This window comes from Pseudoduganella violaceinigra DSM 15887, assembly GCF_000425385.1.
Lineage (GTDB): Bacteria > Pseudomonadota > Gammaproteobacteria > Burkholderiales > Burkholderiaceae_D > Rugamonas > Rugamonas violaceinigra.
On sequence record NZ_AUDI01000021.1, the window covers coordinates 49,254 to 66,549 of the forward strand.

Here is a 17,296-nt window from a genome sequence, read left to right on the forward strand (position 1 = left end):
CTAGTTTCTCTGGGCCGCTCGCCGATGGCGCAGCGGCGGCAATCAGGCCACAAGACTGCGCGGAACTCCTGGCAGCCAATCGCCCGAGATCGAATACAATGCTGCCCCTATGGAAAGCAAACAATTACAAGGGGTAGCGGTGATCGGCGGCGGCCCCGCCGGACTGATGGCGGCCGAAGCGCTGGCCGCCGCCGGGGTGCGCGTCGACCTGTACGATGCCATGCCTTCCGTCGGCCGCAAATTCCTGCTGGCCGGGCGCGGCGGCATGAATATCACCCATTCGGAGCCGTATGCCGCCTTCGTGGCGCGCTATGGCAGCCGTGCCGGCTGTTTGCAGCCCATGCTGGACAAGTTCACGCCGGACGACTTGCGGGCATGGGTGCACGGCCTGGGCATCGACACCTTTGTCGGCACCTCGGGCCGTGTCTTCCCCACCGAAATGAAGGCGGCCCCCATGCTGCGCGCCTGGTTGCACCGCTTGCGCGAAAGCGGGGTGCATTTCCACCAGCGCCACCGCTGGCTGGGCTGGTCGGATGGCGGCGCACTGCGATTCGAGACGCCGGACGGCGAACATGAAGTACGCCGCAGCGCTGTGATACTGGCCCTGGGCGGCGCGAGCTGGGCGCGGCTTGGCTCTGACGGCGCCTGGCAAGCCTTGCTGGCAGGGCGCGGCGTGGACGTGGCGCCCCTGGTGCCCGCCAATTGCGGCTTCAATGCAAGCTGGAGTTCCCACTTCGCCGAAAAATACGCCGGCCAGCCGCTCACCACCGTGGCCATCGGCGGCAGGAAGGGCCAGCTGGTTATCACGGCGACCGGTATCGAGGGCAGCCTGGTTTATGCGCTATCGGCCGGCATCCGCGACCGCATCGCGGCCCACGGCAGCGCCACCATCGAGCTGGATTTGCTGCCCGACTGGCCACTGCAACGCGTGCAGCAGGAGTTGTCGCACCCGCGCGGCTCGCGCTCGATGTCGAGCTTCCTGAAAAGCCGCCTGCAGATCAAAGGCGTCAAGACCGGCTTGCTGCACGAAGCGCTGGACAAGGAGGCCTTCCACGATCCCATGCGCGTGGCAGCGGCCCTAAAGGCCTTGCCGGTCACACTGCACGCAGCGCGCCCGATCGACGAGGCGATCAGCAGCGCGGGCGGGGTACGTTTCGAAGCGCTGGATGGGACGATGCTGAAGGCCGTGCCCGGCGTGTTCGTGGCCGGCGAAATGCTGGACTGGGAAGCGCCCACCGGCGGCTACCTGCTCACCGCCTGTTTCGCCAGCGGGCTGGCCGCCGGACGGGACGTTTTACGCTACCTTAGTGAACCCAGCTGACGCCACCTGAACCGCTGCGGCTTACATTGCGGTCGGAGGGATTGCCCAGGACATGGATATCGCCGTTGCCCTTGACGGTGAGATCGGCTGAATGGCGTGCAAAGACGATGCTGGTGCCGGAACCCTGCAGGGTGACCGCGACTTTATCGGACGCCAGGTGTTCGGCATCCAGTTTGCCTGAGCCGGTCAGTTCGGCCGACAGTTCCTTGCAGCTGCCGCTGGACGAGATCGAACCCGAACCCACCATTTCCAGCATCACCTTCTCGCCCTGGCCGGTATTCAGCTTCAGGTCGCCGCTGCCGTGCAGGCCCGCTTCGACGTTCTTGTAGCGGCCGTCGAAATTCAGGTTGCCCGATCCTTGCAGCTGCAGGCTGAGGGTCTCGCCGCTGAAGCCATCGGCCGTGCTGTCGCCGCTGCCGTTGATCACCAGCTCATGCAGCGACGGTAGCACCAGGTCCACTTCAATCGGGCGGCGCGGGTGCAACAACAAGCCTTTGGAGCCGATGCGCAGGGTGGTGCCGTCCTGTTCGGTGGCGATATTGGCCAGCAAACGCTGTTCGCCGCGTACTTTCAGGGCCGCCACGTCGCCTTGTTTCAGGTGCAGGTTGATCGGCCCCACCAGCTCAACGGTCGTAACCGTGGCGCTGACTTCGCGCAGTTCGGTGCGGGCGGTGCGCCCGGCAACGCTGGTCGGGTTGGCGGCACCCTGGGCGCGCAGCATGCTGTAGGTGACGGCGGTCAGGAGCGCGGCCAGCAAGGCCATCCCGAGGCCGATCTTGAGCAGGGAGCGGAGGTTCATGGCGATTCCTTTTAGCGACTGCGCAGCAGTGCCGCGTTCATCTGGATATAGCGCTTCAGGCCGATCAGCGAGTAGCGCGTCGCGACCAGGCTCAGGAGGCTGAGCGCGATGCCGAGCAACACCAGGCCGATGCCGACCGCGGTCTGGGTGGCGCGCGATTCGTTATCCAGGTCGGACGTGATGTGGACGCCGCTTTCCGCCATGGCTTCCGCACCGTCCAGCCATTTTTCCGAGTGGCTATCGGCTTGCTCGAGTTCCTGGCGCAGTGCGGGCGACGCTTCCTGCAGCACATCGACGCCCTGGTCGCTGATGGAAATCCGAGTGTGCAGGCGGGCTTCGTCGTCCGTTTTATTGTCGATGAAGGCGACGGCGTGGCGCAGCGGACCGCCCAGTCCCGTCAGCACCAGATCGTTGGCGCCCGCCAGTCCGCTTGCCGTAACGGCAATTCCGCTGACGTACAGGGCGAAAGCCGCGGCATAGAGCGAAACCAGGAGAGCGGAGAAGACGGCGGCCGGCACCACCATGAACAGGTTGAAGATGCCCAGGCCGAACAGCGACACCACGGTGCGGGCCAGGTCGGCCGGATGGCGGGTCTGCTCGAACGCGCTGCGGTGGGTATTGGCGCGCAGGGTCATGGCGATCTTGCGCGGCTGCTCCAGTTCGGCGGCGATTTCATCTTCGGTTTTGCCTGCGGTCAGGCCGTCGATGAAACACTGTTCGTAATAAGCCATGGTCTTGGCCGCCGTGTCGGGCGGCAAGCCGGTAAGGGCCTTCTTCAGTGCGTCGAGGTATTCTGTCTTGCTCATTGGAAACTTTTGCCTCCTATTGTTCCATGCTTGCACTGTATCGGCGGCACGGGAGACGCTCCAGTTGTTTACGACAGAATGCAGAAACGGGGGAGCAGGCGACTAAAACGGGGGACAGGCCGACCGTCCTGCTCATGGCCGGGCAAGGTCTCGGGCCGCCTGCAAGCCGCTGCGGACCGCCATTTCGAGCGTGGCCGGGTAGTCGCCGGCAGTGTAGTCGCCGGCCAGGACCAGGCCGGGGAGCGCGGTCTTGTTGGCGGGGCGCAGCAGGCCCGGCGTGCAGGCGTAGGTCGCCCGCTTCTCGGTAATGACCTTGAACCATGACGGATTGGCAAGCTCCGGGCGGCCAAGATCGGCGGCCAGTTGGGCTGCGATGGCCGCTGCCAGCGCGTCCTGCGGCAGGTTGGCGGCCTCGCCCGAGGCGCTGATCACGACGGCAAACAAGCCGTCCTGTTTGGCGTCCAGCTGGCCCCGGTCAAAGACGAATTGGCCCCAGCGCGCGCTTGCCGGCTCATCAAGCAGGGCGTAGAACGGGATCGCAAGCCGCGTCCCCGCCGCGTATTGCAGATAGCAGGTGGTGATCGGTTCCGGCGCAAAGCCCCCCAGCTGCGCCGCCAGCGCGGCGGTGTCAGGCAATGTGGCAAGCAAGGCGGCACTTGCAGACGGCGACGCCGCCAGCACCACGCCGTCAAAGCGGCTTGCGGGAAGACCGCTTGCCTCGACATGCCAGGCGCCTGCCGCGTCGTCTGGACGAAGGGCGTTGACCTTGGCGCCGAGGTGGACGGCGTGGCCTTGTGCCTTGAGCCAGGCGGCGGCGGCATCCGGGAATAGGGCGGACAGGTCGGTGCGCGGTACCAGCATGTCCGATGCGGCCCGGTTCGCGCCCAGGCTGTCGCGCAATACGGCCAGGAACACTTGCGCCGAGGCCCGTTCCGGCGGCGTATTCAGCGCTGCCAGGCACAAGGGACGCCACATCAGCGCCACCATGCGCGGCGTCTGGTCGAAGCGCTCCAGCAATTCGCTTACGCTGCAGTCGTTGTTGAGTGTCCAGCCCATCCAGCGCGCCGTCGTGCTGAAGCGCGCCAGCGCCATCTTGTCCGCGCGGGCCAGGCCGCGCGCACGCAGCAGGGCGATGCCGACATGCAGGGGCGCGGGCAGGCGCGGAGCGACAAAATCCATGCCGCCGCTGGCGGGCGGATAGCGCATTTGCAAGGGCAGGGTGAGCACGGCGGCGCGCAAGTCGACGCCCACGGTGCGCATGAGGCGCAGGGTTGCGGCATAGGCGCCCAGCATGATGTGCTGGCCGTTGTCCAGTTCGCGGCCATCGAAGGACACGCGGCGCGCGCGTCCGCCCAAGGTGCGGGCGGCCTCGAAAACGCTTACCTGGTGACCGGCGCGCGCCAGCTCAACGGCCGCGGCAAAGCCGGCCCAGCCGCCGCCGGCGACGGCAAAATGCTTAGCCACGGACCCAGGTCTTCCAGGCCAGCCACAGTTTGCGGATCGGGGTCAGCGAAATGCGCTGCTTGAGGACGTGGTAGCCGTCTTCTTCGATTTCATTGAGCAGGGTGCGGTAGATCGCGGCCATGATCAGGCCCGGGCGCTGGGCGCGGCGGTCTTCCTTCGGCAGCAGGGCAAACGCCTCGTCGTAGGCTTGCTGGGCGCGCGCCGCCTGGAATTTCATCAGCTTGGAGAAATTCTCGCTTTCGCGCGCGTTCAGCAGGTCGGCGGCGGTCACATTGAACTGCTGCAGTTCGTTGACGGGCAGGTAGATGCGGCCTTTGCGCGCGTCTTCGCCCACATCGCGGATGATATTGGTGAGCTGGAAGGCATGGCCCAGCTTTTCGGCGTATTGCAGCGTTTCCGGGCGGGTGGCGCCGAAAATGGAGGCCGACAGGATGCCGACCACGCTGGCCACGTGCCAGCAGTACTTGGTGAGGCCCGCATAATCGAGATAGCGGGTCTGGTTCAGGTCCATCTCCATGCCGTCGATGATGGCCTGCATATGCTCCTGCTTCAGCTGATAGGGGGCGATATGCGGCTGCAACGCCTGGGTCACGGGGTGGCTCTGCTTGCCCTCGTACATCTGGGCGATCTCGTTGCGCCACCACGCCAGCTTGATACGCGCCAGCGATTCATCGCTGCATTCGTCGACGGTGTCGTCGACTTCGCGGCAAAACGCGTACAGGGCCGTGATCGCCCTGCGGCGCTCAGGCGGCAGGAACAGGAAGCTGTAGTAGAAACTGGAACCGCTGGCGGCGGCCTTCTGCTGGCAGTATTCGTCGGGGGACATGTTCTTATGGCTTGGGTAATGCTGTCAAAGGCGCTATTTTATAGTGAAGAGGGCTTCATCCGAAGCGCGCGCCAGAAAACCTTGTACCAATCGCGCTTTTTAAGCTTCGGGCGGCGCAGGAAAACGTCGTAATCGACTTCCTCGATCGCCTCCAGGATGCGCAGCCCGCCCTGGACCACCATGCGCAGCTCCAGGCCGATGCGGCCCTTCAGGCGGCAGGCCAGCGGCGCGCCTTCCAGCATCAGGGCGCGGGCGCGGTCGACCTGGAATTTCATCATGGCGCGCCATTTTGCCTTGTTATCGGGGCGTGCCAGGTGGGCCGGCGACAGCGCATAGCGCAGCAGGTCCTCCATCGGGAGGTAAATGCGTTCCTTGTGCTCGTCGATGGCGACGTCCTGCAGGAAGTTGATGATCTGCAGGGCGGAGCAGATGGCGTCCGAGTCCCGCACATTGTCCGCGCTGGCGGCGCCGTAGAGGTGCAGCATCAGTCGGCCGACCGGGTTGGCGGAGCGGGCGCAGTAATCGAGCAGGGTTTCGTAATCCTGGTAGCGGGTCACGGTGACATCCTGCTTGAAGGCGGACAGCAGGTCGTAAAAAGGGCGCAGCGGCAGCTTGTGATGCGCGATGGCGGCGGCCAGGCGTTCGAACATCGGTTCGTGGCCGCTTTCGGCGCGTTCGATGCGGCCCAGGGCCTCTTCGTAGGCGGCCAAGCCCGCCAGGCGCTGTGCCGGCGTGGCGTCGCCTTCGTCGGCGATGTCGTCGGCGCTGCGGGCAAATGCGTAAATCGCTTCGACCGCGGGGCGCAGGCGGCGCGGCATGAGGATGGACGCGACAGGGAAATTCTCGTAATGGTCAACGGGCATAGAGGTGCTGTTCTAAATTAATGACGCGAAAGTCATTTGCAAGTGCGGTTGACCCGGCTATAATTTTTTACTAAACGGAAAGTCATTTAATTCCGGACGGGAAATAATAATGGCAAACATGCACTCCCGGCAATTGCCAGAGACACTAAAAAGGAATTCCATCGTGTTCGTAGCGAAAAAACTACCCCTGGTTGCGGCCTGCGCCTTGCTGCTCGCGGCCTGTTCGAAAGAGGCCCCCAAGACGGAAGATATCCGGCCAGTGCGGGTCATGGTGCTGCAAAACTCGGACATCGACGTGAATGCCGAATTCTCCGGCGAAGTGCGTTCGCGCGTCGAATCGCGTCTCGGCTTCCGGGTTGGCGGCAAGATCATATCCCGCAAAGTGGACGTTGGCAGCGTGGTTAAGCGCGGGCAGGCCCTGATGGACCTGGATCCGCAGGATCTCAAGCTGTCGCAGGCGCAGTCCATGGCGGCGCTGCGTGCGGCGGAAACCACGCGCGACCTGGCCAGCGCCGAATTGAAGCGCTACCAGGAGCTGCGCGACAAGAATTTCGTCAGCCAGGCCATCCTCGATGCCAAAGTGTCAGCCTTCAAGTCGGCGCAGGCGCAGGTCGATTCAGCGCAGGCGGCCTACCGCGGCATGTCCAATCAGGCCGGCTACGCCAGTCTGGAGTCGGACATCGACGGCGTGGTCACGGCGGTGGATGCCGAAGTGGGGCAGGTGGTGGCGCCGGGGACTCCCGTGGTGCGCGTCGCCAAGACCGATGAAAAGGAAATCGTCTTCGGCGTGCCGGAAGATAAGGTCGACACCTTGCGTGCGATTTCGGACGTGCATGTGCGACTGTGGGCCAGCCCGGACAAGACCGTGCAGGGCAAGATCCGCGAAATCTCGCCGGTGGCCGATCCCTTCACCCGCACCTATGCGTTCCGCGTGTCGATCCCTGCCAGCCTGCAGGAAGCCAAGCTTGGCATGACCGCCCTGGTGGCATTCGCTTCGCGCACGCCGGAACCGCAGATCAAGGTGCCGCTCACGGCCCTGTTCCATGAAAAGGCCGCGACGTCGGTCTGGGTGGTCGAGAATGGCGCGGTGCGCCTGGTGCCGGTCACCGTGGCCGGCGTCTCCAGCAACGACCTGGTGCTGGGCAGCGGCGTCAAGCCGGGCCAGACTGTCGTGACTGCCGGCGTCAACCTGCTCAAGCCTGGCCAGAAAGTGACCATCCTTGGAGCCGCCAAATGAAGGGTTTCAATCTCTCGCGCTGGGCACTCGAGCACATTCCGCTCACGCGCTACCTGATCGCGGTGCTGCTGCTCGGCGGCATGCTGGCGTACAAGAACCTGGGACAGGACGAAGACCCGCCGTTTACCTTCCGCGCCATGGTGGTCCAGGCTTTCTGGCCGGGCGCCACGTCGCTGCAGATGGCGGAGCAGGTGACCGACAAGCTTGAGAAAAAGCTGCAGGAAACCCCTTACGTCCACGAAATCACCAGCTATTCCAAGCCTGGCCAGACCGTCATCATCGTCAACCTGCGCGAATCGGCGCCGCCGAAAGAAGTGGCGCAGGCCTGGTACCAGGTGCGCAAGAAGATCGGCGATATCCGCTCCACGCTGCCGCCTGGCGTGCAGGGCCCGGTCTTCAACGATGAATTCGGCGACACCTACGGCTCGATTTTCGCGCTGTCCGGTGATGGTTTCACCTATGCGGAGCTGAAGGACTACGCCGACCTGGTGCGCCAGGAGCTATTGGGCGTTAAAAAGGTCTCCAAGGTTGAACTGTTCGGCGTGCAGGACGAGAAGATCAATATCGAGTTCTCGCACAAGAAATTCGCCCAACTGGGCCTGACGATCGAGCAGATCGCCAACCAGATCGCCACCCAGAACGTGGTGGAGGCCACCGGCGTGGTCGTGACGCCGACCGATAACCTGCAGGTACGCGTCTCCGGTGCACTGCGCACCGTGAAGGACCTGGCGGAGCTTGAGCTGCGCGCCAACAACACCACCTTCCGCCTGGGCGACTTCGCGACCATCAAGCGCGAATACCAGGACCCGCCGCGCGACAAGATGCGCTTCAATGGCAAGGAAGTGATCGGCCTGGGCGTGTCGATGGAAAAGGGCGGCAACATCATCCTGATGGGCAAGGAGCTGGAGAAAACCGTCGATGCGATGAAGTCCAAGCTGCCGGTCGGCGTGGAGCTGGAGCGCGTGTCGAACCAGCCTGCCGCCGTTACCGCCTCCGTTGGCGAGTTCGTGCACACGCTGATCGAAGCGGTGCTGATCGTGCTGGCGGTGAGCTTTGTCGCCCTTGGTCTGCATACCAAGCCGAAGCTGCGCCTGGACGCCCGTCCCGGCCTGGTGGTGGCGCTTACCATTCCGCTGGTGCTGGCGGTGACTTTCCTGCTGATGCGCATCCTGGACATCGACCTGCACAAGATTTCGCTTGGCGCCCTGATTATCGCGCTTGGCCTGCTGGTGGACGATGCCATCATCGCGGTCGAAATGATGGTGCGCAAAATGGAAGAGGGCCATTCGCGCCTGGAGGCGGCGACCTTCGCCTATACCTCGACCGCGATGCCGATGCTGACCGGCACCCTGATCACCGTGGCGGGCTTCCTGCCGATCGGCCTGGCCGCTTCGGCTGCCGGCGAATACACCTTCTCGCTGTTCTCGGTGAACGCGATTGCACTGGTGACGTCGTGGATCGTGGCGGTGGTGTTCACGCCGTACATCGGCTACATCCTGTTGCAGGTCAAGCCGCATTCGGAAGGCGGCGGCCACCATGAACTATTCGATACGCCGGGCTACCGCAAATTCCGCGCGGCCGTGAACTGGTGTGTGGAATACCGCAAGACGACCATCGTGGCGACCCTGGTGGTGTTCTTCCTCGGCGTGTACGGCTTCAAATTCATCGAAAAGCAGTTCTTCCCGGATTCAAGCCGCCCTGAACTGATGGTGGAAATGTGGTCGCCGGAAGGCACGGCCTTTGCCCAGACCGAGCGCCAGGCCAAGAAGTTCGAGGAATTCATCCGCAAGGAAGCCGGCGTAGCCAGCGTGACGACCTATGTCGGCACCGGCAGCCCGCGCTACTACCTGCCGCTCAACCAGATCTTCCCGCAGACGAACGTGTCGCAGACCGTGGTGCTGGCCAAGGACCTGAAGTCGCGTGAAGAACTGCGCAAGAAGATCAGCGGCATCTTCAAGACCGATTTCCCGGAAGTGCGCGGCCGCGTGCAGTTGCTGCCGAACGGCCCTCCGGTACCGTATCCGGTGCAGTTCCGCGTGACCGGCACGGAAGTGGAGCGCGTGCGCGCCATCGCCGACCAGGTGAAGGACATCGTGCGCAGCAACCCGAATGCGGTGGGCGTGAACGACAACTGGAACGAATCGATCAAGGTGCTGCGCCTTGACCTGGACCAGGACAAGATGCGTGCACTGGGCGTGACCTCGCAAACCGTGATGCGGGCGGCGAACACCATCCTGTCCGGTACCCCGATCGGCCAGTTCCGCGAAGGGATCCGCCTGATCGATATCCAGGTGCGCCAGCCGCTGGACGAGCGCAACACGATTTCAGTCCTGAACGATACCTATATCCCGACCAATAGCGGCCGTTCGGTGCCGATCTCGCAGCTGGCGCGCGTGCACTTCGTGTGGGAGCCGGGCGTCGTCTGGCGCGAGGGCAGGGAATGGGCCATCACTGTGCAGTCGGACGTGGTGGAAGGCGTGCAGGGGCCGACCGTGTCGGACCAGATTAATCCGAAGCTGGACGAGCTGCGCGCCAAGCTGCCGCCGGGCTATGAAATCCGCGTGAAGGGTGCGGCGTCCGACAGCAGCGCGGCGGAGGAATCGATTTCCGCCAATCTGCCGTTGGCCGTGTTCATCATCTTTACCTTGCTGATGCTGCAGCTGCACAGCTTCTCGCGGGCCTTGCTGGTGTTCCTGACCGGGCCGCTGGGCGTGGCGGGCGCGGCAATGGCACTGCTGATCATGGGGCGTCCGCTGGGATTCGTGGCGAACCTGGGGATTATCGCGCTGTTCGGCATGATCATCCGAAATTCGGTGATCCTGGTCGACCAGATCGAGCAGGATATCAATGCCGGCGTGCCGGCCTGGGATGCGATCGTGGAGTCGGCTGTGCGCCGCTGCCGTCCGATCATCCTGACCGCCGCCGCCGCTGCACTGGCGATGATTCCGCTGTCGCGCTCCGTGTTCTGGGGGCCGATGGCGGTGGCGATCATGGGCGGGCTGATCCTGGCGACTGCACTGACGCTGTTGTTCCTGCCGGCGCTGTACGCGGCGTGGTTCCGTGTCCGAAAACCAAGCCGATAGGCCGGTAAACTGCTGCTTGGCCTACCTGGCCAAGCAGCTTCACGGGGCCGCGCTTGGCGCTGAATTGCCGGTTTTGCCTAAATGTTGCGCATAACGCAAAAAAACCACTTCCGCACTCCAGAAACACCGTATAGAATGCCGGGTTGAAGTTGAAAGCCCCGGGCGACCCGTTTTCACTGTAAGGTCGCCCTTTGCTTTTGTGCAAATATGCCGCGAGGATGGCGAAATTGGTAGACGCACCAGGTTTAGGTCCTGACGCCAGCAATGGTGTGGGGGTTCGAGTCCCCCTCCTCGCACCATAAGTACACTTATTTTTATTGGACGATTTTTACAATGGCCACTGCAGTTGAAACCCTGGGCAAACTCGAACGCCGCATGACGATTTCCTTCCCACTGTCGGACGTGCGTTCCGAAGTGGAAAAGCGCCTGAAAGTTCAGGCTCGCTCCGCACGTGCTCCTGGCTTCCGTCCAGGCAAAGTGCCAATGAAGATGGTTGCAGCACAATACGGCTACCAGATCGAAACTGAAGTGCTGAACGACAAAGTCGGCCGCGCTTTCAACGATGCTGCCAATGAAAACCAGCTGCGCGTCGCCGGCTTCCCACGCATCGAACCAAAGAACGACGCGCCAGAAGGCCAGCTGTCCTTCGACGCGACCTTTGAAGTTTATCCAGAAGTCGCCGTCGGCGACCTGACCAATGTTGAAGTCGAAACCGTCAAGTCCACCGTGACCGACGCTGAAATCGACAAGACCATCGACATCCTGCGCAAGCAGCGCGTGCACTTCCACGTGAAGGGCGAGAAGGGCGAACACGGCGACGGCGGCGAAGCTATCGCTGCCAACGGCGACCGCGTGACCGTGGACTTCGTCGGCTCCATCGATGGCGTTGAATTCCCAGGCGGCAAAGCCGAAGGCTACCCGTTCGTGCTGGGCGAAGGCCGCATGCTGCCGGAATTCGAAGCTGCCACCGTCGGCCTGAAAGTGGGCGAATCCAAGACCTTCCCGCTGTCCTTCCCTGAGGACTACCATGGCAAGGACGTCGCTGGCAAGACCGCTTCGTTCACCATCACCCTGCAGAACCTGGAATGGGCGCACCTGCCGGAAGTCGACGCTGAATTCGCCAAGTCCCTGGGCGTGGCTGACGGCGACCTGGCCAAAATGCGCGAAGACATCAAGGTCAACCTGGAGCGCGAAGTCGCTGGCCGCGTCAAGGCACGCAACAAAGAAGCCGTGATGGACACCCTGGTGAAAACCGCCGAACTGGACGTGCCACAGTCGCTGATCGCACAAGACACCGAGCGTCTGGCCGAAATGACCCGCCAGGACATGGCGCAGCGCGGCATGAACGTAAAAGATGTACCATTCCCTCCAGAGCTGTTCAAGGATAAAGCCGAGCGTCGCGTACGCCTGGGCCTGATCCTGTCCAAGCTGGTGGCTGACCAGAACCTGCAGGCAACCCCTGAGCAGGTGAAGGCGCAGATCGAAGACTTCGCACAAAGCTACGAAGACCCGCGCGAAGTGCTGAAGTACTACTACTCCGACCGCCGCCGCCTGGCCGAAGTGGAAGCACTTGTATTGGAAGAAAACGTCGTTACTTACGTCCTGGGCCTGTGCAAGAACGTCTCGAAAGAAATTCCTTTCGACGAACTCATGGGAAGCGTACAAGCTTAATAGCTTGACATTATTCGACGCCGGCCCCGAGCCGGCGTTGTTTTCACAAGGAATTGGAATGAATCGTAATCCCGCACTCGATACGGAAATGCTCGGCCTGGTGCCGATGGTGATCGAACAAAGCGGCCGCGGCGAGCGCTCGTACGATATCTACTCGCGCCTGCTGAAGGAGCGCGTGATCTTCATGGTCGGCCCGGTCAATGACCAGATGGCCAACCTGATCGTAGCGCAGCTGCTGTTCCTGGAAAGCGAAAATCCGGACAAGGACATCTCGCTGTACATCAATTCCCCTGGTGGTTCCGTTTCCGCCGGCCTGGCCATCTACGACACCATGCAGTTCATCAAGCCGGATGTGTCGACCCTGTGCACCGGCATGGCCGCCTCCATGGGCGCCTTCCTGCTGGCCGCGGGCGCCAAGGGCAAGCGTTTCTCGCTGCCTAACAGCCGCATCATGATCCACCAGCCGTCCGGTGGCTCGCAAGGCATGGCCTCGGACATCGAAATCCAGGCGAAAGAGATCCTCTACCTGCGCCACCGCTTGAACAGCATCATGGCAGAACGCACCGGCCAGTCGATCGAGCAGATCGCCAAGGACACCGACCGCGATCGCTTCATGTCTTCGGATGAAGCCGCGGAATATGGACTGATCGACAAAGTCTTGACCAGCCGCGCATAAGCGTCCTTGCAAGTCGACGCCCGGACGCTACAACGTTCGGGCGTTTTGCATTTATTTCGGGTAGCATGTGGTTGTGCGCAGGATTTCTTGCTTGTGCGCACGGCAAATTTGCACCAAAACTAAAGATTAGTCCCATGTCAGAGAAAAAATCCTCCAGCGGTGAAAAACTTCTTTACTGCTCGTTCTGCGGCAAAAGCCAGCACGAGGTGAAGAAGCTGATTGCCGGTCCGTCCGTGTTTATCTGCGACGAATGCATTGACTTGTGCAATGACATTATCCGCGACGAGACGTCCAGCATCGAGTCTGTCACGGGAGCCAAGTCGGACCTGCCAACGCCGCAGGAAATCACCGACCTGCTGAACCAGTACGTGATCGGCCAGTCGACCGCCAAGCGCATCTTGTCGGTGGCTGTGTACAACCATTACAAGCGCCTGAAGCACCTGGGTAAGAAGGACGACGTCGAACTGGCCAAGTCCAACATCCTGCTGGTGGGGCCGACCGGCTCCGGTAAAACCCTGCTGGCCCAGACCCTGGCGCGCATGCTGAATGTGCCGTTCGTGATCGCCGACGCCACCACCCTGACCGAAGCCGGTTATGTGGGCGAGGACGTGGAAAACATCATCCAGAAGCTGCTGCAGAGCTGCAACTACGATGTGGAAAAGGCGCAGCGCGGCATCGTCTATATTGACGAAATTGATAAGATTTCCCGCAAGTCCGACAACCCGTCGATCACCCGCGACGTATCGGGCGAAGGCGTGCAGCAGGCGCTGTTGAAGCTGATCGAAGGCACCATGGCTTCCGTGCCGCCGCAGGGCGGCCGCAAGCACCCGAACCAGGACTTCGTGCAGATCGACACGACCAACATCATGTTCATCTGCGGCGGCGCCTTCGACGGCCTGGCAAAGATCATTTCCAACCGTTCCGAAAAGTCCGGCATCGGCTTCTCGGCGGAAGTGAAGAGCAAGGAACAGCGCTCGAATAGCGACCTGATGATGGACGCCGAGCCGGAAGACTTGATCAAGTTCGGCCTGATCCCGGAACTGGTGGGTCGCTTGCCGGTGGTGGCGACCCTGGCCGAGCTGACCGAGGAAGCGCTGATCGAAATCCTGGTCGAGCCGAAGAATGCGCTGGTCAAACAGTATTCCAAGCTGCTGGAAATGGAAGGCGCCGAACTGGAAATCCGTCCTGCCGCCTTGCACGCCATCGCCCGCAAGGCGCTGGCCCGCAAGACCGGCGCCCGCGGCCTGCGTTCTATTTTGGAACACGCGTTGCTGGATATTATGTTCGACCTGCCAAACCAGCAGAACGTCACCAAAGTCGTCATCGATGAAAATACCATCACCAGTGGCGCAAAACCCCTCCTGATTTACCAGGAATCCCCAAAGGCAGCAGGGGAAAACTAAATAGGGTTTTGAATCCCTGAGGCAAGGCGTTACAATCGGACTCAATAACGATAACGCCGGCTTCAGTCGAAAAGCCACTCGCGATGCCTTGTCGCGCGTGGCTTTTTTTGTTCCGATTCCGTATTTTAGTTAGAATAAAACTGCATTTTCTCAAAGCAAATATAATTGCAGCATAGGGCTTGTGAATTGGCCGCTGGGGCCTATATCAGAATCAAGCTTTTAAAATAAGGTACGCCATGACAACTACCAAATTAACTGAGCAAACTCAACTGCCTCTGTTGCCACTGCGTGATGTTGTAGTGTTCCCGCACATGGTAATCCCGTTGTTCGTTGGCCGACCAAAGTCCATCAAGGCGCTCGAAGCTGCCATGGAGCAGGGTAAGAGCATCATGCTGGCAGCGCAGAAAGCCGCTGCCAAGGACGAACCTTCGCCTTCGGATATCTATGAAATCGGCTGCGTGGCCAACATCCTGCAGATGTTGAAGCTGCCTGACGGCACCGTGAAGGTGCTGGTCGAAGGCGCCCAGCGTGCGCGTATCAAGAAGATCACCGACAGCCCGACCCATTTCATCGCCGACCTGATGCCGCTCGATTCCGAGCAGGGCGACGAGTCGGAAATCGAGGCGATGCGCCGCGCGATCGTGCAGCAGTTCGACCAGTACGTCAAACTGAACAAAAAGATCCCGCCTGAGATCCTGGCGTCGCTGTCGGGGATTGACGATGCCGGCCGCCTGGCCGACACCGTGGCGGCCCACCTGCCGCTCAAGCTTGAGCAAAAGCAGGTGATCCTGGAAATCATCGAAGTTTCCAAGCGCCTGGAGCATCTGCTCGGCCAGCTGGAAGGCGAACTCGATATCCTGCAGGTGGAAAAGCGTATCCGCGGCCGCGTCAAGCGCCAGATGGAGAAATCGCAGCGCGAGTACTACCTGAACGAACAGGTCAAGGCCATCCAGAAGGAACTGGGCGAGGGCGAAGAGGGCGCCGATATCGACGAACTCGAGAAGAAAGTCGTCGCCGCCAAGATGCCGAAGGAGGCGCTGGAAAAGGCGCAGGCCGAGCTGAAGAAGCTGAAATTGATGTCGCCGATGTCGGCCGAAGCGACCGTGGTGCGCAATTACATCGACACCCTGGTCTCGCTGCCATGGAAGAAGAAATCCAAGGTCAATAACGACCTGGCCAACGCCGAGAAAGTGCTCGACCACGACCACTATGGTCTGGAAAAGATCAAGGAACGCATCGTCGAATACCTGGCGGTCCAGCAGCGCGTGGACAAGCTGAAGGCGCCGATTCTGTGCTTCGTCGGCCCTCCAGGCGTGGGTAAGACCTCGCTGGGCCAGTCGATCGCCAAAGCCACCAACCGTAAATACGTGCGCATGGCGCTGGGCGGCGTGCGCGACGAAGCCGAGATCCGCGGCCACCGCCGCACCTATATCGGTTCCATGCCGGGCAAGGTGCTGCAGTCGCTGTCGAAAGTCGGCGTGCGCAACCCGCTGTTCCTGCTGGACGAAATCGACAAGATGGGCGCGGACTTCCGTGGCGACCCGTCGTCGGCCCTGCTGGAGGTGCTCGATCCCGAACAGAACCACACCTTCTCGGACCATTACATCGAAGTCGATTTCGACCTGTCCGATGTGATGTTCGTCGCCACCTCGAACTCGTACAACATCCCGCCGGCGCTGCTGGACCGGATGGAGGTGATCCGCCTGTCCGGCTATACGGAAGACGAGAAGACCAACATCTCGCTGCGCTACCTGCTGCCGAAACAGGTCAAGAACAATGGCCTGAAGGAAGAGGAAATCTCCATCAGCGAAAGCGCGGTGCGCGACATTATCCGCTACTACACCCGTGAAGCGGGCGTGCGTTCCCTGGAACGTGAAATCTCCAAGATCTGCCGCAAGGTCGTGAAGATGCTGCTGCTGAAGAAGTCGGACAAGAAGGTCGCCGTTACGCCGAAAAACCTCGACAAGTTCCTGGGCGTGCGCCGCTACGACTTCGGTGTGGCCGAGAAGACCAACCAGATCGGTCAGGTGGTCGGCCTGGCATGGACCGAGGTGGGCGGCGACCTACTGACCATCGAATCGGTCAGCATGCCCGGCAAGGGCAATGTCATCCGCACCGGTACGCTGGGCGATGTGATGAAGGAGTCGATCGAAGCCGCCCGCACCGTGGTGCGCAGCCGCGCCGCGCGCTTGGGCATCAAGAACGAAGCCTTTGAAAAGCAGGACATTCACATCCACGTACCGGAAGGCGCGACGCCGAAAGACGGTCCATCGGCAGGTATTGCGATGACCACGGCGATGGTCTCGACCTTCACCGGCATCCCGGTCCGTGCCGATGTGGCGATGACCGGCGAGATCACGCTGCGCGGTGAAGTGCTGCCGATCGGCGGCTTGAAAGAGAAGCTGCTGGCAGCGCATCGCGGCGGCATCAAGACTGTGCTGATTCCTGAGCAGAATGTGAAGGATCTGGCCGAAATTCCGGACAATGTGAAGAACAAGCTGGAAATCGTGCCGGTGCGCTGGATCGACAAGGTGCTGGAAGTCGCACTGGAACGTCAGCCGGAGCCGGTCACGGAGCCCGTCGCTGCAGTGGAAGTGCCGGCCGTAGCGGCAGCGGACGGTAGCACGGAAGTCGTCAAACACTAAACCGGAAAGAAGGTGTCCGACCCTGAGGGTCAGACACCGGCTTACAGGTTTAAGCGGTTGAAAAGTTAAGAAAAGGGCGCCCTAAACGGCGCCCTTTTTACATTTGCCCTTGACACAGTGCAACCCCCACCTGTTTAATACGGCCCTGAGATTTTTGAGCGCAACAAGATGCTGCATCAAAAAACGGTATAAACGATATAAACCTTTGTGACGGGGATTGCTTTGAACAAGACTGAACTGATCGACCACATCGCGACTTCCGCTGACATCTCCAAGGCTGCCGCTGCACGCGCCCTGGACGCGATGATCGACGGTGTTACCACCACCCTGGCCAAGAACGACAGCGTCACCCTGGTCGGCTTTGGCACCTTCTCCGTGAGCGAGCGCGCTGCCCGTACCGGCCGCAATCCGCGCACCAAAGAAGAGATCAAAATTGATGCAGCAAAAGTTCCTAAATTTAAAGCTGGTAAAGCTTTGAAAGACGCTGTACAATAATGGCCTT

Annotated in this window: 13 protein-coding genes and 1 tRNA gene; 9 read left to right on the forward strand and 5 right to left on the reverse strand. The window is 61.5% G+C overall.

The features are described from left to right. Positions 1-109: 109 nt before the first annotated feature. Positions 110-1,321: a TIGR03862 family flavoprotein gene (locus H597_RS0114375; protein WP_028102770.1), complete on the forward strand. Its 1,212-nt coding sequence runs from the start codon at positions 110-112 to the stop codon at positions 1,319-1,321. Here H597_RS0114375 and H597_RS0114380 read toward each other — a convergent pair. The 5 genes from H597_RS0114380 to hpnC form a co-directional block, all read right to left on the reverse strand. Next, positions 1,305-2,120: a head GIN domain-containing protein gene (locus tag H597_RS0114380; protein WP_035374246.1), complete on the reverse strand. Its 816-nt coding sequence runs from the start codon at positions 2,118-2,120 to the stop codon at positions 1,305-1,307. The two genes, H597_RS0114375 and H597_RS0114380, sit on opposite strands and share 17 nt — an antisense overlap. 11 nt (positions 2,121-2,131) lie before the next feature. Further along, on the reverse strand, positions 2,132-2,926 hold the full coding sequence (locus H597_RS0114385; RefSeq protein WP_028102772.1) for a DUF1700 domain-containing protein: 795 nt from the start codon (positions 2,924-2,926) through the stop codon (positions 2,132-2,134). Positions 2,927-3,058: 132 nt separating this feature from the next. Continuing rightward, on the reverse strand, positions 3,059-4,390 hold the full coding sequence (hpnE, locus tag H597_RS0114390) for a hydroxysqualene dehydroxylase HpnE (protein WP_028102773.1): 1,332 nt from the start codon (positions 4,388-4,390) through the stop codon (positions 3,059-3,061). Then, positions 4,383-5,216: a presqualene diphosphate synthase HpnD gene (hpnD, locus tag H597_RS0114395; protein WP_028102774.1), complete on the reverse strand. Its 834-nt coding sequence runs from the start codon at positions 5,214-5,216 to the stop codon at positions 4,383-4,385. The genes hpnE and hpnD overlap by 8 nt, the downstream gene beginning before the upstream one ends. Positions 5,217-5,254: 38 nt before the next feature. Further along, positions 5,255-6,079 (reverse strand): squalene synthase HpnC, encoded by an 825-nt coding sequence (gene hpnC, locus H597_RS0114400; protein WP_028102775.1) that lies wholly within the window; start codon positions 6,077-6,079, stop codon positions 5,255-5,257. A gap of 163 nt (positions 6,080-6,242) precedes the next feature. On the opposite strand from hpnC, the gene H597_RS30910 reads away from it, so the two are divergent. From H597_RS30910 to hbs, 8 genes are all read left to right on the forward strand, one after another. Next, complete coding sequence (locus tag H597_RS30910; protein WP_229632172.1) at positions 6,243-7,316, forward strand: efflux RND transporter periplasmic adaptor subunit; 1,074 nt, start codon at positions 6,243-6,245, stop codon at positions 7,314-7,316. Continuing rightward, positions 7,313-10,399: an efflux RND transporter permease subunit gene (locus tag H597_RS0114410; protein WP_028102776.1), complete on the forward strand. Its 3,087-nt coding sequence runs from the start codon at positions 7,313-7,315 to the stop codon at positions 10,397-10,399. Before H597_RS30910 ends, H597_RS0114410 begins: the two co-directional genes overlap by 4 nt. Positions 10,400-10,611: 212 nt before the next feature. After that, a tRNA-Leu gene (locus tag H597_RS0114415) sits at positions 10,612-10,698 on the forward strand. Between the two features lie 34 nt (positions 10,699-10,732). Next, positions 10,733-12,070 (forward strand): trigger factor, encoded by a 1,338-nt coding sequence (tig, locus tag H597_RS0114420; RefSeq protein ID WP_028102777.1) that lies wholly within the window; start codon positions 10,733-10,735, stop codon positions 12,068-12,070. A 58-nt stretch (positions 12,071-12,128) separates the two neighbouring features. Beyond that, positions 12,129-12,746 carry an ATP-dependent Clp endopeptidase proteolytic subunit ClpP gene (gene clpP, locus H597_RS0114425; RefSeq protein WP_028102778.1) on the forward strand — a complete coding sequence of 206 codons (618 nt, stop codon included), beginning with the start codon at positions 12,129-12,131 and terminating at the stop codon, positions 12,744-12,746. Between the two features lie 134 nt (positions 12,747-12,880). Continuing rightward, positions 12,881-14,149, forward strand: coding sequence for an ATP-dependent Clp protease ATP-binding subunit ClpX (gene clpX / locus H597_RS0114430; RefSeq protein ID WP_028102779.1), 1,269 nt, complete (start codon positions 12,881-12,883; stop codon positions 14,147-14,149). 236 nt (positions 14,150-14,385) lie between these two features. Beyond that, positions 14,386-16,794: an endopeptidase La gene (lon, locus tag H597_RS0114435; protein ID WP_028102780.1), complete on the forward strand. Its 2,409-nt coding sequence runs from the start codon at positions 14,386-14,388 to the stop codon at positions 16,792-16,794. A 222-nt stretch (positions 16,795-17,016) separates the two neighbouring features. After that, a complete protein-coding gene (gene hbs, locus H597_RS0114440) occupies positions 17,017-17,289 on the forward strand; it encodes a non-specific DNA-binding protein Hbs (RefSeq protein WP_028102781.1) in 273 nt (90 codons plus the stop codon). The last annotated feature ends 7 nt before the right edge of the window (positions 17,290-17,296 follow it).